This is a genomic window from Sphingobium sp. Leaf26 (genome assembly GCF_001421665.1).
Lineage (GTDB): Bacteria > Pseudomonadota > Alphaproteobacteria > Sphingomonadales > Sphingomonadaceae > Sphingobium.
This window is the reverse complement of sequence record NZ_LMKV01000033.1, coordinates 142,690-169,267: the sequence shown is the minus strand read 5'-3', so window position 1 is coordinate 169,267 and position 26,578 is coordinate 142,690. Positions and strand designations below refer to the sequence as shown.

Annotated in this window: 31 protein-coding genes; 15 read left to right on the top strand and 16 right to left on the bottom strand. The window is 63.5% G+C overall.

Annotated elements, in window-relative coordinates; all coding sequences use genetic code 11:
- Positions 1–97 (bottom strand): hypothetical protein (locus ASE85_RS22745; RefSeq protein ID WP_156358470.1); only part of this gene is annotated, 97 nt, incomplete at its 3' end.
- A gap of 163 nt (positions 98–260) precedes the next feature.
- Here ASE85_RS22745 and wecB point away from each other — a divergent pair.
- From wecB to ASE85_RS22115, 5 genes are all read left to right on the top strand, one after another.
- On the top strand, positions 261–1,385 hold the full coding sequence (gene wecB / locus ASE85_RS22135; protein WP_056694133.1) for a non-hydrolyzing UDP-N-acetylglucosamine 2-epimerase: 1,125 nt from the start codon (positions 261–263) through the stop codon (positions 1,383–1,385).
- Positions 1,386–1,549: 164 nt separating this feature from the next.
- Positions 1,550–1,786 (top strand): hypothetical protein, encoded by a 237-nt coding sequence (locus ASE85_RS22130; RefSeq protein WP_056694130.1) that lies wholly within the window; start codon positions 1,550–1,552, stop codon positions 1,784–1,786.
- Between the two features lie 98 nt (positions 1,787–1,884).
- On the top strand, positions 1,885–3,180 hold the full coding sequence (gene wecC, locus ASE85_RS22125; RefSeq protein WP_056694126.1) for a UDP-N-acetyl-D-mannosamine dehydrogenase: 1,296 nt from the start codon (positions 1,885–1,887) through the stop codon (positions 3,178–3,180).
- 114 nt (positions 3,181–3,294) lie between these two features.
- Positions 3,295–4,002 (top strand): polysaccharide biosynthesis/export family protein, encoded by a 708-nt coding sequence (locus ASE85_RS22120; RefSeq protein ID WP_056694124.1) that lies wholly within the window; start codon positions 3,295–3,297, stop codon positions 4,000–4,002.
- Positions 3,999–6,128, top strand: a complete 2,130-nt coding sequence (locus ASE85_RS22115; protein WP_082462977.1) for a polysaccharide biosynthesis tyrosine autokinase — start codon at positions 3,999–4,001, stop codon at positions 6,126–6,128. The genes ASE85_RS22120 and ASE85_RS22115 overlap by 4 nt, the downstream gene beginning before the upstream one ends.
- A gap of 101 nt (positions 6,129–6,229) precedes the next feature.
- Here ASE85_RS22115 and purQ read toward each other — a convergent pair whose 3' ends face one another.
- A complete protein-coding gene (gene purQ, locus ASE85_RS22110; protein WP_056694122.1) occupies positions 6,230–6,904 on the bottom strand; it encodes a phosphoribosylformylglycinamidine synthase subunit PurQ in 675 nt (224 codons plus the stop codon).
- A gap of 1 nt (position 6,905) precedes the next feature.
- Positions 6,906–7,139 (bottom strand): phosphoribosylformylglycinamidine synthase subunit PurS, encoded by a 234-nt coding sequence (gene purS / locus ASE85_RS22105; protein WP_056694119.1) that lies wholly within the window; start codon positions 7,137–7,139, stop codon positions 6,906–6,908.
- A 163-nt stretch (positions 7,140–7,302) separates the two neighbouring features.
- Between purS and ASE85_RS23640 the strand changes: the two genes are divergently transcribed.
- Positions 7,303–7,452, top strand: a complete 150-nt coding sequence (locus ASE85_RS23640) for a hypothetical protein (protein ID WP_184265523.1) — start codon at positions 7,303–7,305, stop codon at positions 7,450–7,452.
- A 571-nt stretch (positions 7,453–8,023) separates the two neighbouring features.
- Here the strand turns inward: ASE85_RS23640 and ASE85_RS23285 are convergent.
- The gene (locus tag ASE85_RS23285; protein ID WP_156358469.1) at positions 8,024–8,290 is read right to left on the bottom strand and encodes a hypothetical protein; all 267 of its coding nucleotides are present in this window, start codon (positions 8,288–8,290) and stop codon (positions 8,024–8,026) included.
- Positions 8,291–8,589: 299 nt separating this feature from the next.
- On the opposite strand from ASE85_RS23285, the gene ASE85_RS22095 reads away from it, so the two are divergent.
- Complete coding sequence (locus ASE85_RS22095; protein ID WP_056694115.1) at positions 8,590–9,342, top strand: sulfite exporter TauE/SafE family protein; 753 nt, start codon at positions 8,590–8,592, stop codon at positions 9,340–9,342.
- 110 nt (positions 9,343–9,452) lie between these two features.
- On the opposite strand, the gene purC is transcribed toward ASE85_RS22095, so the two are convergent.
- From purC to ASE85_RS23635, 6 genes are all read right to left on the bottom strand, one after another.
- Positions 9,453–10,235: a phosphoribosylaminoimidazolesuccinocarboxamide synthase gene (purC, locus tag ASE85_RS22090; protein WP_056694109.1), complete on the bottom strand. Its 783-nt coding sequence runs from the start codon at positions 10,233–10,235 to the stop codon at positions 9,453–9,455.
- Between the two features lie 129 nt (positions 10,236–10,364).
- On the bottom strand, positions 10,365–10,499 hold the full coding sequence (locus tag ASE85_RS24265) for a hypothetical protein (RefSeq protein ID WP_268795152.1): 135 nt from the start codon (positions 10,497–10,499) through the stop codon (positions 10,365–10,367).
- 53 nt (positions 10,500–10,552) lie between these two features.
- Entirely contained in the window at positions 10,553–11,959 is a 1,407-nt protein-coding gene (otsA, locus tag ASE85_RS22085) for an alpha,alpha-trehalose-phosphate synthase (UDP-forming) (protein WP_082462979.1), read from the bottom strand.
- Positions 11,956–13,725 (bottom strand): glycoside hydrolase family 15 protein, encoded by a 1,770-nt coding sequence (locus ASE85_RS22080; RefSeq protein ID WP_268795153.1) that lies wholly within the window; start codon positions 13,723–13,725, stop codon positions 11,956–11,958. Before ASE85_RS22080 ends, otsA begins: the two co-directional genes overlap by 4 nt.
- Before the next feature lie 106 nt (positions 13,726–13,831).
- Positions 13,832–14,587, bottom strand: a complete 756-nt coding sequence (gene otsB / locus ASE85_RS22075; protein ID WP_056694101.1) for a trehalose-phosphatase — start codon at positions 14,585–14,587, stop codon at positions 13,832–13,834.
- A gap of 81 nt (positions 14,588–14,668) precedes the next feature.
- Positions 14,669–14,833 (bottom strand): hypothetical protein, encoded by a 165-nt coding sequence (locus ASE85_RS23635; RefSeq protein ID WP_200928435.1) that lies wholly within the window; start codon positions 14,831–14,833, stop codon positions 14,669–14,671.
- A 133-nt stretch (positions 14,834–14,966) separates the two neighbouring features.
- Here ASE85_RS23635 and ASE85_RS22070 point away from each other — a divergent pair, with 133 nt between their 5' ends.
- The 5 genes from ASE85_RS22070 (at position 14,967) to ASE85_RS22050 (ending at position 20,649) form a co-directional block, all read left to right on the top strand.
- Positions 14,967–15,887, top strand: a complete 921-nt coding sequence (locus tag ASE85_RS22070) for a LysR substrate-binding domain-containing protein (RefSeq protein WP_200928434.1) — start codon at positions 14,967–14,969, stop codon at positions 15,885–15,887.
- 46 nt (positions 15,888–15,933) lie between these two features.
- Entirely contained in the window at positions 15,934–16,176 is a 243-nt protein-coding gene (locus tag ASE85_RS22065; RefSeq protein ID WP_056694188.1) for a type II toxin-antitoxin system CcdA family antitoxin, read from the top strand.
- A complete protein-coding gene (locus ASE85_RS22060; RefSeq protein WP_056694096.1) occupies positions 16,176–16,472 on the top strand; it encodes a CcdB family protein in 297 nt (98 codons plus the stop codon). The genes ASE85_RS22065 and ASE85_RS22060 overlap by 1 nt, the downstream gene beginning before the upstream one ends.
- Before the next feature lie 45 nt (positions 16,473–16,517).
- On the top strand, positions 16,518–18,806 hold the full coding sequence (parC, locus tag ASE85_RS22055; RefSeq protein ID WP_056694094.1) for a DNA topoisomerase IV subunit A: 2,289 nt from the start codon (positions 16,518–16,520) through the stop codon (positions 18,804–18,806).
- Positions 18,807–18,894: 88 nt separating this feature from the next.
- Complete coding sequence (locus ASE85_RS22050; protein ID WP_056694090.1) at positions 18,895–20,649, top strand: putative bifunctional diguanylate cyclase/phosphodiesterase; 1,755 nt, start codon at positions 18,895–18,897, stop codon at positions 20,647–20,649.
- On the opposite strand, the gene ASE85_RS22045 is transcribed toward ASE85_RS22050, so the two are convergent.
- The 4 genes from ASE85_RS22045 to ASE85_RS22030 are packed head-to-tail and all read right to left on the bottom strand — an operon-like array spanning position 20,613 to position 23,558.
- Positions 20,613–21,827 (bottom strand): CCA tRNA nucleotidyltransferase, encoded by a 1,215-nt coding sequence (locus ASE85_RS22045; protein WP_056694087.1) that lies wholly within the window; start codon positions 21,825–21,827, stop codon positions 20,613–20,615. The two genes, ASE85_RS22050 and ASE85_RS22045, sit on opposite strands and share 37 nt — an antisense overlap.
- The gene (locus ASE85_RS22040) at positions 21,808–22,416 is read right to left on the bottom strand and encodes a CoA pyrophosphatase (protein WP_056694084.1); all 609 of its coding nucleotides are present in this window, start codon (positions 22,414–22,416) and stop codon (positions 21,808–21,810) included. Before ASE85_RS22040 ends, ASE85_RS22045 begins: the two co-directional genes overlap by 20 nt.
- The gene (locus tag ASE85_RS22035; protein WP_056694080.1) at positions 22,413–22,979 is read right to left on the bottom strand and encodes a DUF1285 domain-containing protein; all 567 of its coding nucleotides are present in this window, start codon (positions 22,977–22,979) and stop codon (positions 22,413–22,415) included. Before ASE85_RS22035 ends, ASE85_RS22040 begins: the two co-directional genes overlap by 4 nt.
- A gap of 42 nt (positions 22,980–23,021) precedes the next feature.
- On the bottom strand, positions 23,022–23,558 hold the full coding sequence (locus ASE85_RS22030; protein ID WP_200928433.1) for a GNAT family N-acetyltransferase: 537 nt from the start codon (positions 23,556–23,558) through the stop codon (positions 23,022–23,024).
- A 123-nt stretch (positions 23,559–23,681) separates the two neighbouring features.
- Here ASE85_RS22030 and ASE85_RS22025 point away from each other — a divergent pair, with 123 nt between their 5' ends.
- Positions 23,682–24,101: a dihydroneopterin aldolase gene (locus ASE85_RS22025; RefSeq protein WP_056694075.1), complete on the top strand. Its 420-nt coding sequence runs from the start codon at positions 23,682–23,684 to the stop codon at positions 24,099–24,101.
- A gap of 111 nt (positions 24,102–24,212) precedes the next feature.
- Here ASE85_RS22025 and ASE85_RS22020 read toward each other — a convergent pair whose 3' ends face one another.
- The gene (locus ASE85_RS22020) at positions 24,213–25,178 is read right to left on the bottom strand and encodes an isopenicillin N synthase family dioxygenase (protein ID WP_056694072.1); all 966 of its coding nucleotides are present in this window, start codon (positions 25,176–25,178) and stop codon (positions 24,213–24,215) included.
- Between the two features lie 105 nt (positions 25,179–25,283).
- Between ASE85_RS22020 and ASE85_RS22015 the strand changes: the two genes are divergently transcribed.
- Together ASE85_RS22015 and ASE85_RS22010 are read left to right on the top strand one after the other, a co-directional pair.
- Positions 25,284–25,691: an EVE domain-containing protein gene (locus ASE85_RS22015; RefSeq protein WP_056694068.1), complete on the top strand. Its 408-nt coding sequence runs from the start codon at positions 25,284–25,286 to the stop codon at positions 25,689–25,691.
- Positions 25,692–25,843: 152 nt separating this feature from the next.
- Positions 25,844–26,134, top strand: coding sequence for a hypothetical protein (locus ASE85_RS22010; RefSeq protein WP_056694065.1), 291 nt, complete (start codon positions 25,844–25,846; stop codon positions 26,132–26,134).
- A gap of 139 nt (positions 26,135–26,273) precedes the next feature.
- On the opposite strand, the gene ASE85_RS22005 is transcribed toward ASE85_RS22010, so the two are convergent.
- Positions 26,274–26,576: a glycine zipper 2TM domain-containing protein gene (locus ASE85_RS22005; RefSeq protein ID WP_056694062.1), complete on the bottom strand. Its 303-nt coding sequence runs from the start codon at positions 26,574–26,576 to the stop codon at positions 26,274–26,276.
- Positions 26,577–26,578 lie beyond the last annotated feature (2 nt).

The window sequence follows — 26,578 nt, the reverse complement described above, 5'->3', positions numbered from 1 at the left end:
CGTCCTTGTCAACGCACACCACGTCATGACCAAAATCCGCAAAACAGGCCCCTGACACAAGGCCTACATAACCTGTGCCGATCATCGTGATTTTCATGAACTGTTCAGCTCCAAAAGGGTGGTGACTGTCCGCAGGCTCTATCATAGTCTGCGGACATTACAATTCGCTGCATCGCAGCGATGAAATTGGCAAGGTTGTTTAGCGGCTGGTTACCAATTTCTGCGACAGGCGGGGCGCAAAGGCAGGCAAAGGAACAGATGTGAAAGTAGCGCTGGTATTCGGGACACGGCCGGAAGCGATCAAGATGTTCCCGGTTGTCCATGCGCTGCGCGCGCAGCCCGGCGTGGATACGCGCGTCATCGTGACAGCGCAGCATCGCGGCCTGCTGGATCAGGTATTGGCAATCGCCGGCATCGTCCCGGACATCGACCTCGACGTCATGGTGCCCAACCAGACGCTGGACGGGCTGACGGCGAAGCTGATCGTGGAACTGGGCAAGGCGTTCGACGCGGAGAAGCCCGACCGCATCGTGGTCCATGGGGATACGCTGACGACGATGGTCGCCAGCCTTGCGGCCTATTATCGCAAGATTCCGGTCGCGCATGTCGAGGCGGGGTTGCGGAGCGGCGACATTCATCATCCCTGGCCGGAAGAGGTGAACCGTCGCGTCGTCGCCTGCATTGCAGACATGAACTTCGCGCCGACACAGGCGGCCGCCGACGCATTGCTCAAGGAAAACCGCGATGCTGCGGCTATCCATATCACCGGCAACACGGTGATCGACGCGCTGCTGGTCACGCGCGATCGGGTGCTGGCTGAGCCGGCACTGGCCAGCGGCCTTGACGATCTGGCGTCCCGTTTCGCCGGCAAGCGCATCGTCGCTGTCACCAGCCACCGTCGGGAAAATTTCGGTGGCGGGATGGAAGCGATCGCACGCGCTATCGCCGACATTGCGGCGCGCCCCGATGTCGCGGTCATCTTCCCGGTTCATCCCAACCCCAATGTCCGCCCGGTGATGGACGCGGTGCTGGGCGATCTGCCCAATGTCGCGATGATCGAACCGCTGGACTATCCTCATTTCGTCCGCTTGCTGGACCTGTGTCATCTGGTCCTGACCGACAGCGGCGGCGTGCAGGAAGAAGCGCCCTCGCTCGGCAAGCCTGTGCTGGTCATGCGGGAAACCACTGAACGGCCCGAAGGGGTGGAGGCTGGAACGGCAAAGCTGGTCGGTACAGATCGCGCGCTGATCGTGCGCGAAGTGCTGGGACTGCTGGACGATGAGGACGCCTATCAGGCCATGGCCCTCGCGCATAATCCGTTCGGCGACGGGCAGGCGGCAGCACGAATCGCGGCGGTGATCGGGGCAGGGCGCGGAGGGGAATAAAAGCCGCGACGGTGCGGCGACCATCTGCTAGAGGGTGGCATCGCCGCGAAATCTGCCCGCAAGCATTCGCTCCGACCGAGAGACATGTTCGCGCTCCCGCTTGCCAAGCAAGGAGCTTGTCTCATGACCATTTCGATCGCCACCCTTTCGCGTAGCTTGTCCGCATGAGCCGCGCCATAAACCTCAATGCGTCGCAGCATGATGTCACGGCGCTTTGCACCCGCCACGCTATCGCCATTTCCACCATCGAGACGCTGACGTCGGGTGGCACACGTGTCGTCTTGCTCAATCCCGACGGCGCGGAGCGCATCCGTACCCTGATGAAGACCAAGATCATCACGACGCCTGTGATCCGCTCGCCTATGCACATGGCGCGCCAGCCTTCGCCGCACAGCCGCTAATTCAGGCAAGCGGCCGGTCACGCCCAGCGTTACCGAAATCTTCAGCATTATCGGGCAGAAATGCGGGCGAATTCACCGATTGAAGGATTGCCCGCCTTATGCCCGTTGATGCCAAGCAGAAGGTTTCCGTCATTGGCCTTGGCTATATCGGCCTGCCGACCGCCGCCCTGATCGCTCGTGGCGGCGCGCAGGTGGTGGGTGTGGACGTCAGCGCCCATGTGGTCGAGACGGTCAATTCTGGCCGCGTCCATATCGAGGAGGTCGATCTCGACGGTCTGGTCCAGGGCGTGGTCGCGCGGGGCAACCTGCGCGCCAGTCTGGAGGTCGAGGAAAGCGATGTCTTCATCATCGCCGTGCCGACCCCGGTGGCGGAGGATCGCGCGCCCGACATCAGCTATATCCTCAAAGCCGCCAGCACCATCGCCCCGGTGCTCAAGGCCGGCGATACCGTGATTCTGGAATCCACGTCGCCCGTTGGCACGACCGAAGCGATGCGCGACGTGATCGGCTCGATCCGTCCCGACCTCAAGATGCCGGGGACGGGCGTGGCGGGCGACATCGCCATTGCCTATTGCCCGGAGCGCGTTCTGCCCGGTCGCATCCTGGTGGAACTGATCGACAATGATCGCTGCATCGGTGGCATCACGCCTCGCTGCGCGCGCAAGGCGCTTGGTTTCTACCGCCAGTTCGTGCGCGGGGCCTGCATCACCACCACCGCCCGCGCGGCCGAAATGGTGAAGCTGGTCGAAAACAGCTTCCGCGACGTCAACATCGCCTTCGCCAATGAACTCTCGGTGATCGCCGAGAATATGGACATCGACGTGTGGGAGGTGATCCGCCTCGCCAACCGGCATCCGCGCGTCAACATCCTGTCGCCCGGTCCCGGCGTCGGTGGCCATTGCATTGCCGTCGATCCCTGGTTCATCGTCCATGGCGACCCGGAAAATGCCCGCATCATCCGCACCGCGCGCGAAGTGAATGATGGCAAGACGGATTATGTCGTCGCCAAGGCATCCGACCTGATCGACGAATTTGCCGATGAGGACATCGCCTGCCTCGGCCTCGCCTTCAAGGCGAATATCGACGATTTCCGCGAAAGCCCGGCCGTCAAGGTCGCTGCGCGCCTCGCCCGTCGCTATGGCCGCCGCATCAAGCTGGTCGAACCCTATGCGCGCGACCTGCCGATGGAATTTGCCGGCACCGGCGCCGAACTCATGGATCTCGATACGGCTCTGGAACAATGTGGCGTGTTCGTCATTCTTGTCGATCATGACATGTTCAAATCTGTCCCCGTCGACGAACGCGCCGGCAAGGCCGTCTATGACACAAGGGGCATCTGGCCCGATCAACCGCGTCGCGCCGCGCAGCCGACGCCCGGTCGCCTGGCGGTCTGACGCAGCTTCCGCCGCAGAGGCGTGGCTCTCGGCCCGTCCCGTCTGCGGTTGCCATCCCCTCGCTGCCTCGTTAACCCCCGGCTTCGACTGGGTCTTGACGGGGCAAAAGCCGGGATGAAGCGCGCAAACAGCATCAATCGATCGATTATCGCGCTTGTCGCCTTCGGCCTGCTCGGAGCCTGCTCGACCGTCGAGGATGCGCCGCGGGGCGAAGCGGCCTACGCCGCCATCCCGCCGGCACCCGCCATCGGCATGGATTATCGCATCGCGCCTGACGATGTGCTGCGCATTCAGGTCTATCACGAGCCCGACCTGTCGCTGGAGGACGCGCAGGTCACCGCGACGGGCATGGTTCGCATGCCGCTGGTAGGCGACGTTTCGGTTGCCGGCCTGACCTCGGGCGAAGCGGCGGACGTCATCGCCGGTCGCCTTGGCCAGCGTTATCTCGTTTCGCCGCAGGTTACCCTGTTCGTCAAGAAGGCGGTGAGCCGCCGCGTCACGCTGGATGGCGAAGTGCGCGAACCGGGCCTTTACCCGGTCGAGGGGCGGCTGACCCTGTTGCAGGCAGTGGCGCTGGCCAAGGGGCCGACCCGGCTTGCAGGTCTCAATCAGGTGCTGATCGTGCGTCAACTGGATGGTCAGAGACAGGCGGCGCTGTTCGACCTTGCCGCTATTCGCAAGGGGAGGGCGCCGGATCCAGAAATTCTGCCGGGTGACCGGGTGATCGTCGGCCTGTCGCGCGCCAAGGCGATATTGGGCGGTGCGCTGCTGGCCGTGCCGGCGCTCGCCACGGGCTTCATCGCGCTGGACGGAGGACGATGATGGCGCCCCTTACCCATCCGGCAGGAAATGCCGCCGGCCTGAACGCGCGCCTTTCGGCTTCGGCCCGCTATGGCTGGCTGGTGCTGCGCCGCCATCGCGTCATCCTGTTCGTCACCATGGCGCTCAGCCTGCTCGCCGGGGCGATTATCATCCTCACATCGACCCCTGACTATCGGGCGACTGCTTCGGTCGAAGTGGAAGATGTGCCCGCTGGCGCTGCCGGATCGGCCACGGCACAGCGCGCCGGCAATGCCAATGACACCGAAAGCCTGATGCAGACCGAATTGGAGGTTCTGCGCAGCCGCGCTCTGGCAGAGGAAGTCTCGCGCTCGTTGGCGCTGGTCGGCACGCCGACCTTCTTCAAGGGCATGGATCGCGAGCGCCCGACGCAGGGCGTCGGCACCCTGTCGCAGCGGCAGGTGGAACAGGACATGGTCGTGCGCCTGCTGCGCGAAAATCTGGAAGTGCAACTACCCGGCAAGTCGCGGGTGCTGCGCATCAGCTTCGTCAGTTCCGACCCGGTCCTGTCCGCCCGCATCGCCAACAGCTATGCCGACAGCCTGATCCGCGCCGACCTGAAGCGTGGCTTTGAATCCGGTGTGCAGGCGCGCCGCTTCCTGCTTGGCGAACTGGACGGGGCACGCAACGATCTGTCGCGGGCCGAGCGTGATCTGGCCGTCTATGCCGCCCGCAATGGCACCATGATGCCCGTGGACGAAAAGGCCGGGGAAGGAGACAATCCGGCCCGGCCGTCCGCGCCGCCGGCATCGCCGGAAGGATCGGTGGCCACGCGGCTTGCCCAGTTGAACGGCTATCGCGCGCAGGCGGTGGCGGACCGGATCGCGGCGCAGAAGCGCTGGGAAAGTGCGCGCCAGTCCAGGGCGGATACCTTGCCCGAAGTGCTGGGCAATGGCGCCATGCAGCAGATCATCGCCGAACGGGCGCAGGCCCGCGCGGTGCTTGCCGAGGAACGGCAGTTTCGCAAGGATGCCCATCCCGAAATGCGCGAGGCCCGTGCCCGGCTGGTGGCACTGGACGAGCAGGCCGACAGCATGGCGAACAGCATCCGTGCCTCGCTGCGCGAACAATATGACGTTGCCCGGCGCGGCGAGGATCAGATCGCCAAGGAAATCGCCCAACTGGAAGAACAGGCGCGGGTGGAGCAGGGCCGTGGCGTCCAGATGGGCATCATGGAACGGTCGGTCGATACCTATCGCATGCTGCATGACAGCCTGTTGCAGCGTTATCGCGACATGGCGTCGCAGGCGGGGTTCCAGGCCGGTCGCATCCAGCCGCTCGATCGTGCCGCGGTCCCGACCAGGCCCTTCTCGCCACGGATCGGTCGCATCCTGTCGCTGGCCTGTCTGGGCGGCATGGCGCTTGGCCTGTTGCTGGTGGCGGCGCGGCACATGTTCGACGATGCCGTGACATCCGCCGACACGCTGGCGGAGCGGGTGGGACTGCCGCTGCTGGGCGCGGTGCCGGTGACGGGCGACAACCCGCAGCCGCCGGAAATCTTCACGCCGATTGCGTCCTCGTTGTTGCTGGCATCGGCCGACGGCCTGCCGCGCTCCATCCTCGTCACCAGCGCGCAGGAGGGGGAGGGCAAGTCGCTCACCCTTCACGCGCTGGCGCTGGCGCTGGCAGGCCTGGGCAAATCGGTGCTGGTGGTCGATGGCGACATGCGGCGTCCGGCGCAGCATCGCCTTTTCCGCCTGTCGCCCGCGCGCGGCATCAGCGAAGTGCTGACGGGGCAGGCGAAGGTGGCGGAGGTCATCATGCCGACCGCCGTCGCCGGGGTGGCGCTGCTGCCCTGCGGCACATTGCCGCCCAATCCGTCCGAGCTTCTGTCCACATCCGCGCTGGACGGGCTGCTGGCGGCGGTACGCGACGGCTATGATACGGTGCTGATCGACGCGCCGCCATTGCTGGGGCTTACCGACGCCCATCTGCTGGCGGCCAAGGCGCAGGCCAGCCTGCTGGTGATCGAATGGGGGCGCAACCATCATGGCGGCCTGCGTTCGGCGGTGGAGACGTTGCGGCGTAGCGGCGGCGCGATCATCGGGGGCATCCTGACCAAGCAACAGGGGCGGGCGCTGGATTATGACTATCATCGCGGCGGCTGACCTGCGCCGGTGATAAGCCGTCAGGGCCGCTGTAGGACATAAAAAAGAGCGCCTTCCCGACGAGGAAGGCGCTCTTTTTTGTGCCGGTCAGGAAAGGCGGCTTACGCTTTCGCCAGCAACCCCTCGACGATCCCCTTGAACAGGCGCTGGCCGTCGGTCTTGCCATGGGCAGCCTCGATCACGCGCTCGGGGTGGGGCATCATGCCCAGCACATTGCCGGCGTCGTTCAGGATGCCGGCGATGTTGCGGGCCGAACCATTGACGCTTTCCGCATAGCGCAGCGCCACGCGGCCTTCGCCTTCCAGCCGGTCGAGCGTGGCGTCGTCGGCGAAATAATTGCCGTCATGATGCGCCACCGGATAAGTGATCGCTTCGCCCGCGTCGTACAGGCTGGTAAAGGCGCTCTGGGCGTTCTCGACCGTCAGGGCGACGTCGCGGCAGACGAAATGGCCACCGGCATTGCGCAGCAGCGCGCCGGGCAGCAGGCCGCTTTCGGTCAGCACCTGGAACCCGTTGCAGATGCCCAGGACGAAGGCGCCGCGATCGGCGGCTCTTGCCACGGCCTGCATCACCGGCGACCGTGCGGCCATCGCACCGGAACGCAGATAGTCGCCATAGGAAAAGCCGCCCGGTACGCCGATCAGGTCGATGTCGTCGGGCAGGTCGGTGTCGCGGTGCCAGATCATCTCCGGCTTGCTTCCGGTCGCAGCCTCGAACGCCACCGCCAGGTCGCGGTCGCAATTGCTGCCCGGAAAGACGATGACGGCGCTCTTCATTTCAGGCGACCTTTTCGATGCGGTAATTTTCGATCACCGTGTTGGCCAGCAGCTTGCGGCACATGGCGTCGATATCTTCGTCGCTGGTGCCATCGGCCAGGTCCAGTTCGATGAGCTTGCCGGCGCGCACGTCATTGACGCCGTCGAAGCCCAGACCGCTCAGCGCATGCTGGATCGCACGCCCCTGCGGATCGAGCACACCGCCCTTGAGAGTGACGAAGATGCGGGCTTTCATGAGACGCGGACTCCTTGGAATCGACTGAAGCCGCGCGATTGCGCACGGCCAAACTTTGCCGCACCCCCTAGGCGCGGCGGGGCGCGGAGGCAAGCCATTATGACTTTCTTAGCCGTCATTGCGCTATTGTGCCCGGCAGATTTGGGAGGGGGGAGCAAGTGGGATGTCCGGGCTGGCACTGGCGATGTTTGTCGGGCTGTTCGCATGGGGACAGCAAATTGTTGGCTATAGCGACCCGGACGGCAAGGTCCGCCTCGCCCTGCTCGCCTGTTTCGCCTTCGGCCTGCTGATCGGCTATCGCGCGAAGCGATGAGGGCATGATCGAGGGCAGCCGAAGCAACGGCGTGGGTCACGACAGGGTCACGGTTGCATGGCGCTGCAAAGTTCACACCGTCACTGGACAAGCAAAAGTGTCGGAAACAGGTGGATATGCGCCGCCCACGCGGCAGCGACGCGCCTGTAAGGGCACGACGCCGCGCCGTTGCAGCGACGGGCAGGCCACAGCAACGCGCCGGGAACGCGACAGTCGGGTCACGATGGTGCGGCCGATTTCGGCGGATATAGAGTAAAATGGGGCGCGGCGAGACTGTCATCCGGCAGGATAGATCAGATAAAATCCTACATTGGTAGGGGCATGGTGCGCGTATGGCGATGGCCGGTGCCGAGCGCTTCCGTCACCCCCGTCTTGATCCGGGTTGTCGCTTATTCTGGCCCGGAGGAAAGCGGGATACCGGGTCAAGCCCGGCATGACGAAAGAGGTATGACCGCAAGCGACCAGAAGTTGTCATTTCCTTGTGATGATCTGCATCCTAAAACTGGACGCTCATTCGGACAGCAGTTCGTAAATCGAACGACCAAATCAAGTGACCAATTGTCGTTAAGGCTCAGCGATTAGATGCTGCTTTGGGGACAATCCGATCCGCGACTAGGCTTGCAGCGAACGCCGTCAAGCCTGCTAACATCGCGCCTACCCAGCGCGGAGCGGTATCAGGCAAAAAAGAAAAGATGACCAGAAATATAAGAAGGGTCAGTAAGCCCATCAGCGTCACACGCTTCAAACCCCTCAGATGCTTCCAACTACCGACGGTGAGACGCCATCCGAAGCCAAGCAACATCATCCAACAAAATAGCTGGATACCCTGCCAGGTCACGTCGCCTCCCCTGATGGCTGTCAAATTCAGAATTCTACCATCGCTTAGAAATACCAAGAAGAATACGAGCGCGAGGACGGTTGCGAACACGCAATTTCCGAGTAGGCGCAATCTGGCAGAGGCGATTCGCATTCCACCAATGCTACTCATGATCTAAACTTTCGCAATCGAGCGATGGTCGCTGAATGATTTCTATTGCGCAACGTCTGCAATCGCTGGTCATCCTTTCAATAGGAGACCGTCCGCTCCCCACCCAATCCTCCATTCCCACCGGCTCGCACATCGCTTAAGCCGACCGCATGAACCCGGACCTGCTCTACTTCACCTGCGCCATCGTCGCGGTCATCGTTTCCGGCCTTGCCAAGGGTGGCTTTGCCGGCGTGGGGGCGCTGGCGATGCCGATCATGGCGCTGGGTGTCGATCCGGTGCGCGGGGCGGCGATCCTGTTGCCGATCCTGATTTTGCAAGATGTCGTCAGCGTCTGGGCGTTTCGCAAAAGTTGGGACGCGCATGTCCTGAAGGTGATGCTGCCCGGCATGGCGGTGGGCGTGGGGCTGGGTTATGTCTTTGCCGCGCAGGTGCCCGAAAGCACCGTGCTGGGCGCGCTGGGCGTCATTTCCATGCTGTTCGGTCTGCAACGGCTCTGGGTCGAGCGGGGCGGGGCGATCGTGCTGCCATCCCATTCGCCCGACTGGATGGGCTTTCTGTTCGGCATCGGCAGCGGCTTTACCAGCCAGATCGCCCATGCCGGATCGCCGCCCTTCCAGATGTGGGTGCTGCCCAAAAAGTTGCCGCGCGACATGCTGGTCGGGACGACCGCGGTCGCCTTTGCGGTGATGAACTGGATGAAGGTGCCGGCCTACGCCGCGCTGGGGCAATTCACCACGCGCAACCTGATGGCGACGGCGATGCTGGCGCCGGTGGCCATCGGGGCGACCTTCGCCGGCGTGGCGCTGGTCCGCCGGGTCGACGCCGCGCGCTTCTACACGCTCATCTATGTGCTGATGGTGCTGCTTGGCCTCAAGCTGCTGGTCGATGCGCTGATGGCGTGAGGCAGGATATCCGGGAAGGGCAGGGCGTCGACTGGCTTGGCCCGAACGGGGGTATGGAGGGAAGGTTCAGGATATAAAAAAGGCCGGCGCTATGGCCGGCCCTTCCTTATTCAGTCCTTCTCGCGCTTCTTGCGATGCGTGTCGAGGTCGAGGACGGTGGTGTCCAGCCCTTCGGGCAGCAGGCCAAGACGGCGGGCCACTTCCTGATAAGCCTCGCTCTCGCCGCCCAGGTCGCGACGGAAGCGATCCTTGTCCAGCTTCTCGTTGGTCGCCATGTCCCACAGGCGGCACCCGTCGGGGCTGATCTCGTCCGCCAGGATGACGCGGCTGTAATCGCCGTCATACAGGCGACCGAATTCCAGCTTGAAATCGACCAGGCGGATGCCGATCCCGGCGAACAGGCCGCACATGAAATCGTTGATGCGGATCGCCATGTCGGCGATGTCGTGCATTTCTTCCTGCGTAGCCCAGCCGAAGCAGGCGATATGCTCTTCGGAGATCAGCGGGTCGCCCAGCGCATCATCCTTGTAGCAATATTCGATCAGCGTCCGGGGGAGCTGCGTGCCTTCCTCGATGCCCAGCTTCTTGCTGAGCGATCCGGCGGCGACGTTGCGCACCACGACCTCGATCGGCACGATCTCGACCTGGCGGACGAGCTGTTCGCGCATGTTGAGGCGGCGGATGAAGTGGGTCGGCACGCCGATCTGGCCGAGCAGGGTGAAGATATGCTCGGAAATCCGGTTGTTCAAAACGCCCTTGCCGGAAATCGTGCCCTTTTTCTGGGCGTTGAAGGCGGTGGCGTCATCCTTGAAATATTGGATGATCGTGCCTGGCTCGGGGCCTTCGTAAAGGATCTTTGCCTTGCCTTCGTAGATCTGGCGGCGACGGGCCATGCGCGTTCCTGTCTTATCTTAGAAAACATTACGCCCCGGCAAACGCGAATCGGAAAGGATAAGCGGGTGCCGGGGCTGCTTGGCCGGCCCATAGAGCAATATGACGGGGGGTGCAATTCCATGCGACCGCTACAGCACGTCCCCGAACATGAACCAGATCATCGCGCACCAGCCGATCAGGCCGACCACGCCCAATATGACGCCGGATCGGGCGCGGATGGCGGGCCAGAGGCCACGGGCTTCATCTTCATCGTCACTGTGCATGGCGGTTGCCTAGACGGAGCGGTGGCAACACTCAACCGGTGGCTTGCCTTCGCTCAACCGGCGGTTTCCTCGACGTCCGCCGGTTCACCCTCACGTCCGACCGCCATCAGCCGGCCGGTGAAACATTGCCGCCACCAGCTTATATCCTGCTGCTCCACGCTATCCATCATCGCCCGCCAGCGCCGCTTGCGCTCATCCAGCGGCATGGCCAGCGCGCGCAGGATCGCGTCGGACATCTCCTCCGGGCTATACGGGTTGATGAGCAGCGCGTCCTTCAACTGCATCGCCGCCCCGGCAAAGCGCGACAGGATCAGCACGCCGGGGTCTTCGGGGTCTTGCGCCGCGACATATTCCTTCGCCACCAGGTTCATGCCGTCGCGCAGCGGCGTCACCAGCCCGATCTTGGCGCCGCGGTAGATGCCGGCCAGCTTGTCGCGCGGATAACCCTGATTGACGTAACGGATCGGGGTCCAGTCCACATCGCTATACTCGCCGTTCAGGCGCCCCGCGAGCGAATCCAGCGTGGCGCGGATCTGCTGATAGCTTTCGACTTCGCCCCGCGAAGGCGGAGCGATCTGGGTCAGCACGACCTTGCGATGATGTTCCGGGTGATCCTTCAGGAACCGGGTATAGCCATTGAACCGTTCTTCCAGACCCTTGCTATAGTCGAGCCGGTCGACGCCGACGATCATGGTCCGGTCCTGCAAGGACGCGCGGACCAATGTGCTCATTTCGTTCGCGGCATCACTGGTCGCGGCCTGCGCGAACTCCTGCGCGTTGATGCCGATCGGGCAGGCCACCGCCTGAATGGTGCGATCGCCCACGGTGACGAAATCGCCGTCCACCGTGCCGCCCATTTCCCGTTCCACATAATGGCGGAAGGATTCGAGCCACTCCTCGGTATGGAAGCCGACGACGTCATAAGCGAACAGGGTGCTGACCAGCTTGCTGTGATGGGGCAGCGACACCAGCAGGCGCGTCGGCGGCCAGGGGATGTGGAGGAAGAAGCCCATGCGGTTCTTCAATCCCTTGTCGCGCAGCATCTGGCCCAGCGGGATCATGTGATAATCATGGACCCAGATGATGTCTTCGGGTTCGATCAGCGGGCTGGCCGTCTCCGCAAAGCGTTTGTTGACGCGGTTGTAGCCGCCCTCGAAATCGCGGGCATATTCGGCCAGGTCGATGCGGAAATGGAACAGCGGCCACAGCGTCTTGTTGGCATAGCCATTATAATATTCGTCGACATCCTGCTCTTCCAGGTCGATCGTCGCCGTCTTGACGCCTTCATCCTCGGCAAAGCCGATATGGCCGGTGAAATTGTCGGTGACTTCGCCCGACCAGCCGACCCATATGCCCCGGCTTTCGCGCAAGGCCTGAGAGAGGGCTACAGCAAGACCGCCCTGGTTGCCGGTCTTGCTGGGTCTACTGACCCGGTTGGATATGACGATCAGACGGCTCAACGCATTGCGCTCCACGGTTTGCTCAGCAAGACGGCGCAGTTGATGATGCCGACCAATGAGTAGGTCTGGGGATAGTTCCCCCATAATTCCCCGGTCGCGGGGTCGATATCCTCGGACAGCAGCCCGGCCGCCGTGCGGCGGGACAGCATTTCTTCGAACAATTCACGCGCTTCCTCACGCCGGCCGCTGCGGTGCAGCGCCTCGACCAGCCAGAAGGTGCAGACGTTGAACGCCGTCACCGGCTCGCCGAAATCGTCCGGCGCGCTGTAGCGGAGCATGTCGTTGCCCCGGCGCAGATCGGCCTCCAGCGCGGCCAGCGTGCCGATGAATTTCGGATCGTCGGCGGTCAGGAACCGCAGATCGAGCAATTGCAGCAGGGATGCGTCGCGGGCGTCATCCTCGAAATTGGCGGATATGGCCTGGCTGTCTTCGCGCCATGATGCCTCCAATATGCGCGCCTTCATCGTTTCGGCGCGATTTTCCCAATGGGCGGCACGCAGCGGCAGGTCCATCGCCAAGGCCGCATGGGCCAGCCGATCGCAGGCCGCCCAGCACATGACCGCGCTATAGCTGTGGACATGGGCGCGGGTACGCAATTCCCAAAGGCCCGCGTCCGGCTGGTCATAGACCGCCCAGGCCCGTTCGCCGACCGCCTCCAGCGCATCGAAATCGGCATGGCCGGCCATGCGCAGCAATCGCTGGTCGATGAAGCCTTGAACCGAAGACAGCACGATCTGGCCATAGGCGTCGTGCTGTATCTGTTCATAGGCGGCGTTGCCCACCCGCACCGGCCCCATGCCGCGATAGCCGGGCAGGCTTTCCGCTTCCCATTCGGTGAGCGTCGCATTGCCGCGCACGTCGTAGAGCGGCTGGATATGCCCGCCCTTGGCGCCATCGACGATGTTGCGGAGGTAGACGAGATAGGATTCCAGAACGTCCAGCGCGCCCAGCCGATTGAGTGCTTCAACCGTATAATAGGCGTCGCGGACCCAGCAGTAGCGATAGTCCCAGTTGCGCCCGCTGTCGGCATGTTCGGGAATGGAAGTGGTCAGCGCGGCGACGATCGCGCCGGTTTCCTCATGCTGGCACAGTTTCAGCGTGATGGCGGATCGGATCACGGCTTCCTGCCATTCGGCGGGGATGGCCAGCCCACGGACCCAAAGCTGCCATTCGTTGATCGTATCGTCCAGCATCCGCTCGATCGCCGGGCGCAGCGCGTCGGAGAAACCCTCGTCCGGTCCCATGAAGAAATGGGCGTCCTGCTCCAGCCGGAACCAGCTTTCCTGGCTGATCAGCCCGATGGGCGCATTGGTCGACACGCGCATGGCCATGTAGGACAGGACGATGCGGATATGGTTTGAGCCATAGCTGATCGGCACATGTTCGCCGTTCCAGTTGGTCGTCGGGCGGAATTTCACGCGGATGCGGGGGGAGCCGGCCACCGGTCGTACGATGCGGATGAACGCGACTGGCCGGTAGATGCGGCCCTTATGCTTGTGGCGCGGGCAGAAATCCAGAATTTCGATCGCATTGCCCTGGCCGTCGCTCTGGCGCGTCACCAATATCGGGGTGTTGCGGATATAATGTTGTTCGACCGCGACGCAATTCTCCAGCTCTACGGCCCAGAAGCCGCGCGATTGCTGGTCGTCCCAAGCCTTGTCGTCCAGCAGTGCGGAAAAGACCGGGTCGCCGTCCACGCGCGGGACGCAGGCCCACACCATGCGGCCCATGCGGTCGATCAGCGCGGATGCCTGGCAATTGCCGATAGGCCAGAGGTCGAGCGTGCGCTCTGATCCGGCCAGGATGGATTCGCTTGCTGCTTGGATCGGTCTGCCCCCAATTTGTTGGTCACAAAAAGGGGTCTCCGGGAATCTATCCGGCGGCCCCCTCGGACAGATAATGCCTGACGGCGGCAACCTGTTCCAAAAAGAATGACGCTAATGTCGGGCGCGGCGTTCCGACCAATATGCCCGCGCCGCCCAGTTCGGTCGCGGCGGCAAAGCCTTCCTCGTCGGTGACGTCATCTCCGATGAAGACGGGAATGCCGCCGGCCATGGGCGCTTCGCGCATCAACCTGATGAGCGCGCTGCCCTTGTCCGCGCCGCCGGGGCGTAGTTCGTAAAGCATCTTGCCATGTTGCAGCGCCAGCCCATGGTCGCGCGCAAGCAGGTCGGCCAGTGCGCCCGCTGCTTCGCCCCAGATCGGCGCGCCACGGAAATGCAGGCCCACGCTGATCGACTTGCGTTCGACCAGCAGGCCCGGCTTGTCATCGGCAAAGGCGTGGAAGGCTGCCTCAACCGCGTCGATCGCGGGCAGGCGGGGCGGGGCTTTCACCTCCTCGCCGGGATGCGCGAATTCCAGTCCGTGGGTGCCCGACAGCAGGAAGTCGCCAAAGCCCATGGCGCGCAGCGTTGCGATCGACCGACCGCTGACGATCGCCAGCCGCCCGCCCAGCCGGTCGCGCAATCGGACCAGCATGGCCAGCAGGTCGTCGTCGACATGGACGGCATCGGGTGTGTCGGCCAGCGGCACCAGCGTCCCGTCGAAATCGAGGAAGAGCGCCGCGCCCTCCAGCAGGGTGGCGGGCGGCGCGGGCAGGGCGATGGGGGAAAGAAGGGTGTCAGTCACGCCTTTAAGAGTGGCGTCTCAGGACGAAACCGCAACCCCTCATCTCGCAATCGCAGCACATTGCCAGGATTGGCCCCAGGATCAACAGGTGCGATCGCGGGACCGGCTTTCGTTCCAGGGCGATGCCCATTGCACGCGATGCAAGGCCCGGAAGGCCTGCATGATCGCCGCGATCAACTGGTCAATGCCGCGATTGGCATGTTCGCGGCCGTCATTCCACAGCCGGTCGTCATATTCGTCACGCATTGCGCGCTCCTCTTCTATGAGTCGATGGTAAAGGTGCGGTGCGAAGTCCGCGGGTCGGGCAGTGCCAGACAGGGCAGGGGCGCGCCAACAAAAGGCTGGACCTTTCAGATAAGGACAGCTTATCAACAATGGCATGTCCGCACTGCCGCCCCTGTCCGCCATCCGTGTATTCGAGGCCGCCGCACGGCTGGAAAATTTCACCGTCGCCGCGCAGGAACTGGGCATGACCCAGGCGGCGGTCAGTTATCAGGTGAAGCTATTGGAAGAACGGCTCGGCATCAGCCTGTTCCAGCGGATCGGGCGCAAGGTGGCGCTGACCGACAAGGGGCGGGAGATCGCGCCAATCCTGACCCGCGCGTTCAACCAGATGCGCGCCGGCTTCGCTGCCCTGACGCAGGATCATGCAGCGGTGCTGACGATCAGTTGCACCAACAGCTTCGCCCATCTCTGGCTGGCGCCCCGGATCGGCGGGTTCCAGATGCGCCATCCGCACCTCGCCGTGCGCATCCTGGCCAATGACGCGATTGTCGATCTGGCTCACGCTGGCGTCGATCTCGCCATTCGCGGTGGCAAGGGCGACTGGCCGGGACTGGAGGCGAAACTGCTGACGCACAGCCGCCTTGTGCCCATGTGCAGCCCCGGCTGGCTCGCGCGCCATGGCCCAATCCCGGACGCCGCAGCCTTGCTCGCCTTGCCGCGTCTCTCGCCGGAGGATAGCTGGTGGAATGACTGGCTGGCGGCGATGGGCGTGGAGGCGAGCGATCATGACGGGCCGCCCGCCATCGCGCTCGACAGTCAGGTGATGGAGGGGCGGGCGGCCATGGCCGGGCAAGGTGTCGCCATTCTCACGCATATGTTCTGGAAGGTGGAGGTCGAGGCCGGGCTGCTGGTCGAGGCGGTGCCATCCTATGTGCGTGACAAGGCGAGCTACTGGATCGTCTACCCGCCCCACGCCCGCAACACGGCCAAGGTGAAGGCCTTTCGCGACTGGATCGGTGCGGAATTTGCGGCAGAGATCGCCGCCGATCCGGACGGGCGCTACTTGCCGCGTTGATATGTCATGCGTATGTTCATGCGCATGATGAATGCGGGAGTCGATGATGACCAGGCATGAGCGAATGGCAGGGCGCAAGGCGACCAACCTGTCGCTGGATGTCGATCTTGTGGCTGATGCCAAGGCATTGGGCATCAACCTGTCGCGCGCCTGTGAAGAGGCTTTGCGCACAGAGATCGCGGCGGAGCGGGGCCGGCGCTGGCAGGAGGACAATGCTGCCGGCATCGCGGCTTCCAACGCCTATGTCGAAAAATATGGTTTGCCGCTCGAAAAATACCGGATGTTCTGATGGCGCGCTTTTGCGTGCATCGCCTGCCTGACGGGGGCCATGTTCTGGATTGCCAATCCGACCTTCTGGATCGTCTGACGACGCGCTTTGTGGTTCCGCTGGTTCCCATCGAGCATGTCGGCACGCCGATGGCGAAGCTTAATCCGATATTCGATGTGGACGGGCAACGACTGGTCATGATGACGCAATTTTCCGGCGCGGTGTCTGCTCGGTCGTTGAGTGAAGTCGTTTTATCGCTGTTGGATCGGGATTATGACATTTCCAACGCTCTCGACATGCTCATGTCGGGCTATTGAGCAAATCCGTTTCCGTTCACCTTCCGTCCTGCTAAGCCGTCCGCAATGACCGACTATCGCGACCCGTTCGACGCCATCAAGGATCACCCGTTCGATGATGCGCTCCAGCAGCGCTACCTCGTCTATGCGCTGTCGACCATCACGGCGCGATCGCTGCCGGACCTGCGTGACGGGCTGAAGCCGGTGCATCGGCGCCTGCTATGGGCGATGCGCCTGCTCAAGATGGAGCCGGGCGGCGCCAACCCCGACATCCTGGTTGCCAATCCGGCGCGCAACACGACCAGTTACAAAAAATGCGCCCGCGTCGTGGGCGACGTCATCGGTAAATATCACCCGCATGGCGATGCGTCGGTCTATGACGCCATGGTACGTCTGGCGCAGGATTTTTCGCTGCGCACCCCGCTGGTCGATGGCCAGGGTAATTTCGGCAATATCGACGGCGATAATGCGGCGGCGATGCGCTATACCGAAGCGCGCCTGACGCAGGCGGCCGCCGACCTCATGTCCGGCCTGGACGAAGGCACGGTCGATTTCCGCCCGACGTATAATGGCGAGGATGAGGAGCCGGAGGTTTTCCCCGGCCTGTTCCCCAACCTGCTCGCCAACGGCGCGACCGGCATCGCGGTCGGCATGGCGACCAGCATCCCGCCGCACAATGTCAGCGAACTGATCGACGCCGCCGGACTGCTGATCGACAATCCCGATGCGGATCATGCCGCGCTGATGCAGATCGTCCGCGGGCCGGACTTCCCGACCGGCGGCGTGCTTGTCGATAATGCCGCGATCATATCCGAAGCCTATGTCACCGGGCGCGGGGCCTTCCGCACCCGCGCGCGCTGGCACAAGGAAGAGGGCGGGCGCGGCACCTGGATCGCGGTCGTCACCCACATCCCCTACCAAGTGCAGAAATCCAAGCTGATCGAGCAGATCGCCGCGCTCATCAATGACCGGAAACTACCGATCCTGGCCGATGTGCGCGACGAATCCGATACCGAAATCCGCATCGTCATCGAACCGCGCGCCCGCACCGTCGATCCGCAGATGCTGATGGACAGCCTGTTCCGGCTGACCGATCTGGAAAACCGCTTCCCGCTCAACCTCAACGTACTCGATTCCACGCGCACGCCGCGCGTGCTGGGTTTGAAGCCGCTGCTGATCGAATGGCTCAAGCATCAGATCGACGTGCTGGTCCGCCGCGCCCAGCACCGGCTGGAGAAGATCGCGGCGCGCCTCGAACTGCTCGAAGGCTATATCATCGCCTATCTCAACCTCGACCGGGTGATCGCCATCATCCGCACGGAGGATGAGCCGAAAGAGGTGATGATGGCCGAATTCAGCCTGAACGATCGTCAGGCCGAAGCGATCCTGAACATGCGCCTCCGCTCCCTGCGCAAGCTGGAAGAGATGGAGTTGCGGCGCGAACATGCCGAACTCGTCAAGGAAAAGGACGAGTTGGAGAAACTGGTCGACAGCCCGGTGCTGCAACGCAAGCGCCTGAAGAAGGATCTGGCGGCGCTGCGCAAGCGCTATGGTCCCGAAACCGACCTGGGCCGGCGCCGGACTTTGGTGGAGGAAGCGGCTCCCGCGCGCGAAATTCCGCTGGAGGCGATGATCGAGCGCGAGCCGATCACCGTCATCCTGTCAGAGCGCGGCTGGATTCGCGCGATGAGCGGCCATCGCGATCTGGCCGCCGCCGACACGCTCAAATTCAAGGAAGGCGATGGCCCGCAATTCGCCTTCCACGCCTACACCACCGACAAGCTGCTGATGGCGACCGCCACCGGGCGCATCTACACGCTGGCGTCGGACAAGCTGCCGGGTGGTCGTGGTTTCGGCGATCCGGTGCGCTCGCTGGTCGACATGGACAATGAAGGGGCGATCATGGCCTTCATGCCTGCGCGGATCGGCACCGAACTGCTGCTGGCCTCGTCCGATGGGCGAGGTTTCATCGCCGCCGTGACGGACCTGATGGCGGAAACCCGCAAGGGCAAGCAGGTGGTCAATGTCCGCGCCGACGCGAAATTGAGCATCATCCGCCCGATCCCGGCGGAGGCGGACAGCATCGCGGTGATCGGGGAGAACCGCAAGCTGCTGGTCTTCGCCCTCACGGAAATGCCGAAAATGGCGCGTGGGCAGGGGGTGCAGATGCAGCGCTATCGCGATGGCGGCCTGTCCGATGCGATCGCTTTCAAGCTGGCCGATGGTCTTAGCTGGACCATGGGCGGCGAGTCGGGTCGGACCCGTACGGAAAGCGACATGATGCCGTGGAAGGTCGCCCGTGGCGCTGCCGGCCGCATGCCGCCGACCGGCTTCCCGCGCGACAATCGCTTCTGATTTCAGCTTTTTATCCTTTCGTCTGATTTCCACCAAAATGGCGCTTAGCGTTTCCCGAAAATTTACTCCTTCTGGATACAGCGGGGATATGGAATCGACGTCGGTACGAAATTTGCCGGTCACGCAGGCAAGCGGCACCCCCTTGCCGGGGGATGATCGCGCACGTCCTGACTGCGCCGTCAGCGTCTCGGACTGGTTAGCGGCCTTGCCCCAGCTCGCGGCCATTTTCTCGTATGAGAACGACGAAATAGACTTCAGGCAGGGCAATGCCCGCTTTGTGACCGTCTTTCGGTCCAACCCGCAGCACAGCAATCCGTCCGACCGGGTGACGAAGGAATGGCGGGAACGGGCCATCGGTTTCATCCAGTCCGGACGCGATTCGGAGAGTTTCGAGCTGCGCCGTGACGGCAAGCTCGGCCCGGAATATTTCATGTGCACACTTGGCCGCCTGCCCGCCGCCGAAGGTCATCCCGAATATTATCTCTTCACCGCGATCGACCGCACCAGCGAACGGACGATCGAGAAGAATCTGCGCCGTGAATTGCTGTCGGACGGCCTGACCGCGCTGCCCAACCGGACTGGCTTCGGCGAGGACATTGACGACCGGCTGGCCAACGGCACCTGGCCCGACAATGCCCAGTTCGGCATTATCGCCATCGACCTCAGCCGCTTCAGCCGCGTCAATGAATCGCTTGGTCCGATGGCGGGCGACGAACTGCTCATCACGGTGGCCAAGCGGCTGAAATCCAGCCTGCGGCAGGGCGATGTGCTGGCCCGTATCGGTGGCAATGACTTTGCAGTATTCGCGCGCCTTAACAATGGCTTGTCAGATGCTCTTCATATTGTTCAGAGGATCAAGGAAGCGCTCAGTTCGCCCATCCGGCTGAGCGACCTCCAGATCCGCGTCGATTGCGCGATCGGGTGCGCCCTGTCGCTCAATCTGGACGATGATCCCGACGATGTCGTGCGCAAGGCGCAGGCCGCGGTGAAGATCGCCAAGCGCAGCGGCAAGGTCGAGATTTATCGCAATGGCGTACTCAAGGAAGCGCAGCGTCGCTTCTCGATCGAGAGCCGGCTGCGCGAGGCGCTGGCGCAGGGCGGCCTGACCCTAGCCTATCAACCGCTCATCCATCTCCAGACCGGCGAGATCACCGGGTTCGAGGCGCTGGCCCGCTGGAATGACGAGGAACTGGGCAATGTGTCCCCGGTCGAATTCATCGCCGTGGCGGAGGAAAGCGGCCTCATCACGCCGCTGGGCCGCTGGGCCGCCTATGAAGCGGCGCAGGCGCTGTCGCGCTGGGACGCGAAATTCGGCCAGGCGCTGCCGGTCGGCGTCAACGTCAACCTGTCGCCGATCCAGATGGCGCGCGACGATGTCGCTTCCATGTTCGAGGAAGCGCTGCGCTATTCCGGCATCGCCGGCAATCGCCTGACCGCAGAAGTGACCGAAAGCGCGATCATCGCCGATCCGGACAAGGCGCGCAAACTGCTTGTCGCGCTCAAGGGGCTACAGATGCCGATCGCGATGGACGATTTCGGCACCGGCTTCTCCAACCTGGCCAGCCTGCACAGCCTGCCGATCGACATCCTCAAGATCGACCGCAGCTTCGTGTCGACGATGCTGGAGGATCATGACAAGGCGGTGATCGTCCGCACGATCCTGTCGCTCGCCGAATCGCTGAACCTGAAAGTCACGGCCGAAGGGATCGAGACGCAGGCGCTGGCCCATGCCCTGCAACAAATGGGTTGCTGGCAGGGGCAGGGCTATCATTTCGCCCGGCCGATGGCCGAGAATGACGCCTTCGATTATTGGCGCGCGCGCTGGAATTTCGAGACGGTCTGATCGGCGATCGCCCCGACGCGCTCTGCATCGGGGAAATCCTCCGCCACCCATTGGGCCTGCACCGCTTGCAAGGCTTTGGCCACGTCCGGCCCGGCTGTCAGGCCGCGCGCGATCAGGGCGCCACCGCCGATCGGCAATATAGGCGGCGTCCAGTCCGCCAGCGCGGCCACTGCGGACACAGGCTGTCCCGGATCGAGCAGCAGACGGTCGATCGTGCCCTCCACACCCACCCGATAGGCCAGCGCACGCGGCGTTTCCGTGATCGCCGCCGCCGGCTCCAGCGCTACCGTCAGCCGCTTGCGGGCTTTTTTCGACAGTTTCAGCCGCGCGCCCACGCTATCGGCCACCACCGGGTCAGCGGGCAGCGAGGCGGCCAGTCGGCGCAGCGCCGACCCGCCGATGCCGCTTTCCGCCTCCCGCACCATCAGCGCTTCGACCCGCGCGACACCAGCGGCATCCACTTCCGGCAGTACCGGGCGCAATATCCCGCCTTCGACCATCAGCCGCAGCGCATGGACCGGCGCCGCGACGCCCAGCAATTTCAGCAATTCGTCGGCGATCCGCTCGCGCGAAAGCGCCATGAGGCTGTTGGCGGCGGCGACGCAGGCATCGTAGGCGATACTGTCCAACTCGTTGTCGCCATAGCGCGCCAGGAACCGGAAATAGCGCAATATGCGCAGATGATCCTCGGCAATTCGCGCCGATGCGTCCCCGATGAAGCGCAGCCGCCGCGCAGCCAGATCGGTGAGTCCACCAAAATAATCGCTGATCTCGCCAGTGACGGGATCGGCATACAGCGCGTTGATGGTGAAATCCCGCCGCGCGGCATCTTGGCGCCAGTCGTCCGTGTAGGCGATCGTGGCACGCCGCCCGTCGGTGCTGACGTCCCGGCGCAGCGTGGTGATTTCTACCGGCCCGTCGGGCAGGACGGCGGTGATGGTGCCATGGTCGATCCCGGTCGGCACCGCCTTGATCCCCGCCGCCTTCAGCCGGTCGACCACATCATGCGGGTCCAGTATAGTCGCGATATCCAGATCGTTGACGGGCAGTCCCAGCAACCCATCGCGCACCGCGCCGCCGACGAAGCGCGCCTTGCCGTCGGCCGCATCCAGCGCGTTCAGCAGGCCATCAAGGCGCGAACGATGCCGCCAGTCGGCGTCAGCCGGCAGGATTGTCATGGCCCAGCCTCCGCGACAAATTGGCCAGGATCGCCGCTGTAATCCCCCAGATACGTCGCCCCTCCCAGAAAATCTCGTAATAATGGCGTGTAACACCGGCAAATTCGGCCTCGCGACGCATCCGGTTGGCCGGGTCGAGCGCATAGGCCAGCGGCAACTCGAACCAGTCCGCCACTTCGCCTTCCTGCGCGCGCAGCGGCAGGTCGGGCGGGATGACTCCCAGCACCGGCACGATATCGAAGCCGGTGAAGGTGCTGTAGCGATCGGATATGCCTACCACCTGCACCTGGTCGGGCGACAGGGCGATCTCCTCCTGCGCCTCGCGCAGCGCACCGGCGATCTCGTCGGCATCGCCGTCGTCAACCCGGCCGCCGGGAAAGGCGATCTGTCCCGCATGCTTGCGCAACGTCGTCGCGCGTTCGGTCAGGATCAGGCCGGGTTCCGGCCGGTCGGTGATCGCCACCAGAACGGCGGCGGGCGCCAGCATGATGTCGCCCATGATGCGGGGATCGCGGATGTCATCCAGCGCGATATCGGTCCGCCTGTGCCCGTCTTCCAGTGCGGCGCGCAGCCGCTGCGCCAGTGTCATGCGGCGCCGTCCAGCGGGAAGAAAGCGCCCTCGCTCCAAAGGCCGACACGCTCGCTTTCTTCTTCCAGCGCCAGGTTTATCAACTCATAATAGACGCTGCGCCCGACCAGCGCCTCCAGGCCCCCGCGCACATGCAGATAGGGATGGGGGCCGTCCGGCGTTTCGCGCACCGTCAATTCATGCTTCGGTCCGGCGGTCACGATGTCGCCGCTGTTCAGGCGAAAGGCCAGGGTGCGCGCGCGCCCTTCGCCCTCGCTCTTCAGTTCGACCGCGACGAAGGGAGCGTCCTCGACCTCTATGTCTAGCTTCTCGACCGGGGTCACGAGCACATGGCTGCCGTCCGGCTCGCGCCGCAGGATCGTGGAAAACAGCCGCACCATCGTTTCCCGCCCGATCGGCGACCCCTGATGATACCAGGTGCCGTCGCGCGCGATCCGCATTTCGCTGTCACCACAATGATCGGGATTCCATTTCTCGACCGGGGGCAGGCGTTTTTCGGCGGCCAGCCGCGCAATGTCGGCAAGCGACAGGGTAGACAGATCGGGCAGGGGTTCCATCGGCATGGGGTGGAGATAGGAGCCTGCGGTCCGCAGGCAAAGGCCTAATCAGGCCGCGACGGATATTCTGGGGCCGAGCATGCCGGTGCCCCCGACCGGACGGCCATCGACCGGCAGGGCCAGCAGGCGGCGCGGCTCGAACGGACCGGGTGCGTCCCATCCGGCGGTGCCATCGGCGGCAAAGCCCCAGAAGCGGCCATAATATTCGGGATCGCCGATCATCATCAGCGGCTCGCAGCCCATCGCGCGCGCGGCGGCGACCACCGCGTCCATCATCGCCCGGCCATGACCGCCAAATTGATGCGTCGGCGCGACCGCGACTGGACCGACCATGATGAGCGGCGTCTGATGCCCATCCGCATCGGTCAGCGCCACCGGCCAGCTTTGCAGCGATCCGATCAGCACGCCGTCACCATCCACCGTGGCGAAGGAAAGGGCATGTAGCCAGGGCATGTCCTGACGGATGCGATAGGCGGTGCGGCCATGACGGTCGGGTCCAAACGCCGCGTCGAGCAACCGCTCGATCGCCGCGTCGGGCTGACTGTTGAGGGGCACAATGTCTGACACGTCTTGCCGATCCGCCATCAATGGCGCATGGGGCAGCGCCGGAAGCGGGGCTTTAGCGTCCGCTTCGCAAAATGAAAGACTAAATAGGCCCCGGCCTGCACCATCTTATGGGGCGGAGCGCGGCCCGGATGTGGCAAGGCTATGCAGACTGGATTTGACGATTTTCTGACGCTGGAGGTCAACGACCTGCATGTCGACGTGCTGACCGGCATCTATTCGGAGGAGACGCATCTCCCCCAGCCGCTGCGCATTTCCATCCGCGCGCGCCTGCGAATCGCCGATCATTATGAGGCGGAAACGCCGCTGGCCGCGTCCAAAAACTATATGGACCTCAAGCATGCCGCATCGACCGCGCTGCCCGAAGGCGTGCATTTCACCCTGATCGAAGCGGTGGCCGACCATATCATCGACACCATCTTCCTTCAGGACGACAAGGTCAGCCATGTCGAAGTGAAGATCGTGAAGCTGGCGCTGAGCGACCGTGACCCGGAGCGCAGCCTACTCAAAGTAGGTGAGCACCGGAAGCACGGAAAAGCGCCATTTGCAGGCCGTCAGAACTGAATGTCGATCGGCCCTAACATCCGTTCGCGCTGAGTAGGGCCGAGCTTGTCGAAGGGGCGTATCGAAGCATCGCTCCTTCGATACGCCCCTTCGACTTCGGTCAGCGGCTACTCAGGACGAACGGGGCAATTCCCCCTTCTTGATCAGCCCGATCTCTATCAGTCGTTCGGTCAGATAATCATGCGCGCTGATCGGCGGATCGCGGCGCGGATTGTCTTCGCTCACGCATTGCGGCAGCGCGTCGATCATGAAATCGGGGCGCAGGTGCAGGAAGAAGGGCATGGAATAGCGCGAATGGCCGCGCCGTTCCGGCGGCGGGTTGACTACGCGATGGCTGGTCGACGGCAGCACATGATTGGTCAGCCGTTGCAACATGTCGCCGACATTGATCGCCAGCGCGCCGGGCGGCGGCACCACGGGCAGCCAGTTGCCGCCCCGATCCTTCAGTTCCAGCCCGCCTTCTTCCGCCCCCAGCAGCAGGGTGATGAGGTTGATATCTTCATGCGCGCCCGCGCGGATACCCGGCGCCTGCGGCGACACCGGCGGATAATGGAGCAGCCGCAGGATCGAATTGCCATTCTCGACCGGACCGTCGAACCAGCGTTCGGGCAGGCCCAGATACAGCGCGATCGCCGAAAGCAATTCCGCGCCCACCCGGTCGAACTCGCGATAGAGTTTCGCGAACACCGGCTCGAACTCCGGCATTTCGGTCGGCCATATATTGGGGGGCATCGTTTCCGCCAGCGGATCGCCTTCGGGCAGGTCGCGACCGACATGCCAGAATTCCTTCAGGTCATTCTCGCTCGCGCCCTTGGCGATCTCGACACCAAAGGCGGTATAGCCGCGCTGGCCGCCGTTGAACCTGGCATCATAGGCGCGCTTGGTTTCCACCGGCTGGTCGAAGAAGCGACGCGCCAGCGCCCAGCCATCATCGACCAGCTTCTGGTCCATGCCATGGTCCTTCACCATGGCGAACCCAAAGCGTTGGAACGATTGGCCAAAGGCCTCGGCGAAATCCGCCTTGCTCATGTCTGCCATGGACAGGACAGGCACCTGATCCAGTACCGCTTGCGACACGTCTTATCTCCAGTTTCTTTCAGATGGGGCCGTGGTCCATCAATAGGCGCAGCCCGCGCATGACGCATCCTTGATCGCGCCGGGGCGCTGTTGCAAGGAGGCAGGATGAACTACTGGCTGATGAAATCGGAACCCGATGCCTTCTCCTATGACGATCTGGTCAAAAAGGGGAAGGCCGAATGGGACGGCGTGCGCAATCATGCGGCCCAGGGCCATATGAAGGCCATGCGCAAGGGCGATCTGGCCTTCTTCTATCACAGCAATATCGGGGTCGAGGCGGTCGGCATCATGACCATCGTGGAGGAAGCCGCACCCGATAGCACGGACGAGACAGGCAAATGGATCGCTGTCCATGTCGCGCCGGTCGAACGGCTCGCCAAACCTGTGACGTTGAAGGCGATGAAGGCCGATTCGGCGCTCGCCGACATGGTGATGCTGCGCCAGTCGCGCCTGTCCGTGGCTCCGCTGACGAAAGCCGAGTTTGATCATGTGTTAGCGCTATCAAAGGGTTAGTATGCAAAACGGGACGCGGTTGCACATGATGCAATCGGGTCGTCATTTTTTGCGATTGTCGCTTTGACGCGCTGCACCATATGACGGTCTTCAACAGAACAAGAATATTTAGAGGTGTTTGATCGGCATTCACAAGGAGTTTACCCATGCGAATGCTGTCCAAGTTCATTGTCGCCGGCGCCATCAGCGCCATTGCCGCCACCGCCGCTCAGGCTGAAGATGCCGCTGCCAAGCAGCGCTTCACCCACGAAGGCTACACCTATGTCTATCAGGTGAAGGACACCAAGACGGGCAAGGTGATTTCGGGTCGTCGTTTCCCTGACGCCGTCGCTTTCAATCTGGCCGTCAAGAATGGCAAGGTTTCGGGCGTTTCGGGCGGCCAGCAGGTTGCCTTCAAGGTCGAAGACGCGCGCGGCGCCGCTGCGGAAGCTTCGGCTGACTGATCGGAAGCGCGCTTCAATCGGGGCGCTTCAAACAGATAGGGACGGCATCCGACGGGATGCCGTCCCTTTTTTGTTGTCGTTCAGCGGAACGAAGCGCTGAAAACCGGCGCGCGCTCCTGCCACGCGCCGGTTATTGGCATCAGCGGCAGCTACGCTTGCTGTCGATCGACTTGCCGAGCAGCGCGCCACCGGCCGCGCCCAGGATCGTACCCGTGGCACGATCGCCACGGGTGTCGATCGCGCGGCCGACCAGCGCACCGCCGACACCGCCGACGATCAGGCCGGTCGTGCCGTTCGACTTGCGGCAATAGGTCCGGCCGTCACGGCCGCGCCATTCCTTGTAGCGATAATGTTTACGAGCCTGTGCGCCGTCGGTGGGGACGGCCATGGACATCGGGATGGCCAGCGAGACGGCGGCCAGGGCGAGCAGGGCATTACGCATGA

Excerpts from the sequence above, each read along its gene's own strand:
- ASE85_RS22130 (WP_056694130.1), top strand. The coding sequence starts at position 1,550 with ATGAGCCGCGCCATAAACCTCAATGCGTCGCAGCATGATGTCACGGCG.
- wecC (WP_056694126.1), top strand. The coding sequence starts at position 1,885 with ATGCCCGTTGATGCCAAGCAGAAGGTTTCCGTCATTGGCCTTGGCTAT.
- ASE85_RS22120 (WP_056694124.1), top strand. The coding sequence starts at position 3,295 with ATGAAGCGCGCAAACAGCATCAATCGATCGATTATCGCGCTTGTCGCC.
- ASE85_RS22115 (WP_082462977.1), top strand. The coding sequence starts at position 3,999 with ATGATGGCGCCCCTTACCCATCCGGCAGGAAATGCCGCCGGCCTGAAC.
- purQ (WP_056694122.1), bottom strand. The coding sequence starts at position 6,904 with ATGAAGAGCGCCGTCATCGTCTTTCCGGGCAGCAATTGCGACCGCGAC.
- purS (WP_056694119.1), bottom strand. The coding sequence starts at position 7,139 with ATGAAAGCCCGCATCTTCGTCACTCTCAAGGGCGGTGTGCTCGATCCG.
- ASE85_RS23640 (WP_184265523.1), top strand. The coding sequence starts at position 7,303 with ATGTCCGGGCTGGCACTGGCGATGTTTGTCGGGCTGTTCGCATGGGGA.
- ASE85_RS22095 (WP_056694115.1), top strand. The coding sequence starts at position 8,590 with ATGAACCCGGACCTGCTCTACTTCACCTGCGCCATCGTCGCGGTCATC.
- purC (WP_056694109.1), bottom strand. The coding sequence starts at position 10,235 with ATGGCCCGTCGCCGCCAGATCTACGAAGGCAAGGCAAAGATCCTTTAC.
- ASE85_RS24265 (WP_268795152.1), bottom strand. The coding sequence starts at position 10,499 with ATGCACAGTGACGATGAAGATGAAGCCCGTGGCCTCTGGCCCGCCATC.
- ASE85_RS23635 (WP_200928435.1), bottom strand. The coding sequence starts at position 14,833 with ATGCGTGACGAATATGACGACCGGCTGTGGAATGACGGCCGCGAACAT.
- ASE85_RS22070 (WP_200928434.1), top strand. The coding sequence starts at position 14,967 with ATGTCCGCACTGCCGCCCCTGTCCGCCATCCGTGTATTCGAGGCCGCC.
- ASE85_RS22065 (WP_056694188.1), top strand. The coding sequence starts at position 15,934 with ATGACCAGGCATGAGCGAATGGCAGGGCGCAAGGCGACCAACCTGTCG.
- ASE85_RS22060 (WP_056694096.1), top strand. The coding sequence starts at position 16,176 with ATGGCGCGCTTTTGCGTGCATCGCCTGCCTGACGGGGGCCATGTTCTG.
- parC (WP_056694094.1), top strand. The coding sequence starts at position 16,518 with ATGACCGACTATCGCGACCCGTTCGACGCCATCAAGGATCACCCGTTC.
- ASE85_RS22050 (WP_056694090.1), top strand. The coding sequence starts at position 18,895 with ATGGAATCGACGTCGGTACGAAATTTGCCGGTCACGCAGGCAAGCGGC.
- ASE85_RS22045 (WP_056694087.1), bottom strand. The coding sequence starts at position 21,827 with ATGACAATCCTGCCGGCTGACGCCGACTGGCGGCATCGTTCGCGCCTT.
- ASE85_RS22040 (WP_056694084.1), bottom strand. The coding sequence starts at position 22,416 with ATGACACTGGCGCAGCGGCTGCGCGCCGCACTGGAAGACGGGCACAGG.
- ASE85_RS22035 (WP_056694080.1), bottom strand. The coding sequence starts at position 22,979 with ATGCCGATGGAACCCCTGCCCGATCTGTCTACCCTGTCGCTTGCCGAC.
- ASE85_RS22030 (WP_200928433.1), bottom strand. The coding sequence starts at position 23,558 with ATGGCGGATCGGCAAGACGTGTCAGACATTGTGCCCCTCAACAGTCAG.
- ASE85_RS22025 (WP_056694075.1), top strand. The coding sequence starts at position 23,682 with ATGCAGACTGGATTTGACGATTTTCTGACGCTGGAGGTCAACGACCTG.
- ASE85_RS22015 (WP_056694068.1), top strand. The coding sequence starts at position 25,284 with ATGAACTACTGGCTGATGAAATCGGAACCCGATGCCTTCTCCTATGAC.
- ASE85_RS22010 (WP_056694065.1), top strand. The coding sequence starts at position 25,844 with ATGCTGTCCAAGTTCATTGTCGCCGGCGCCATCAGCGCCATTGCCGCC.
- ASE85_RS22005 (WP_056694062.1), bottom strand. The coding sequence starts at position 26,576 with ATGCGTAATGCCCTGCTCGCCCTGGCCGCCGTCTCGCTGGCCATCCCG.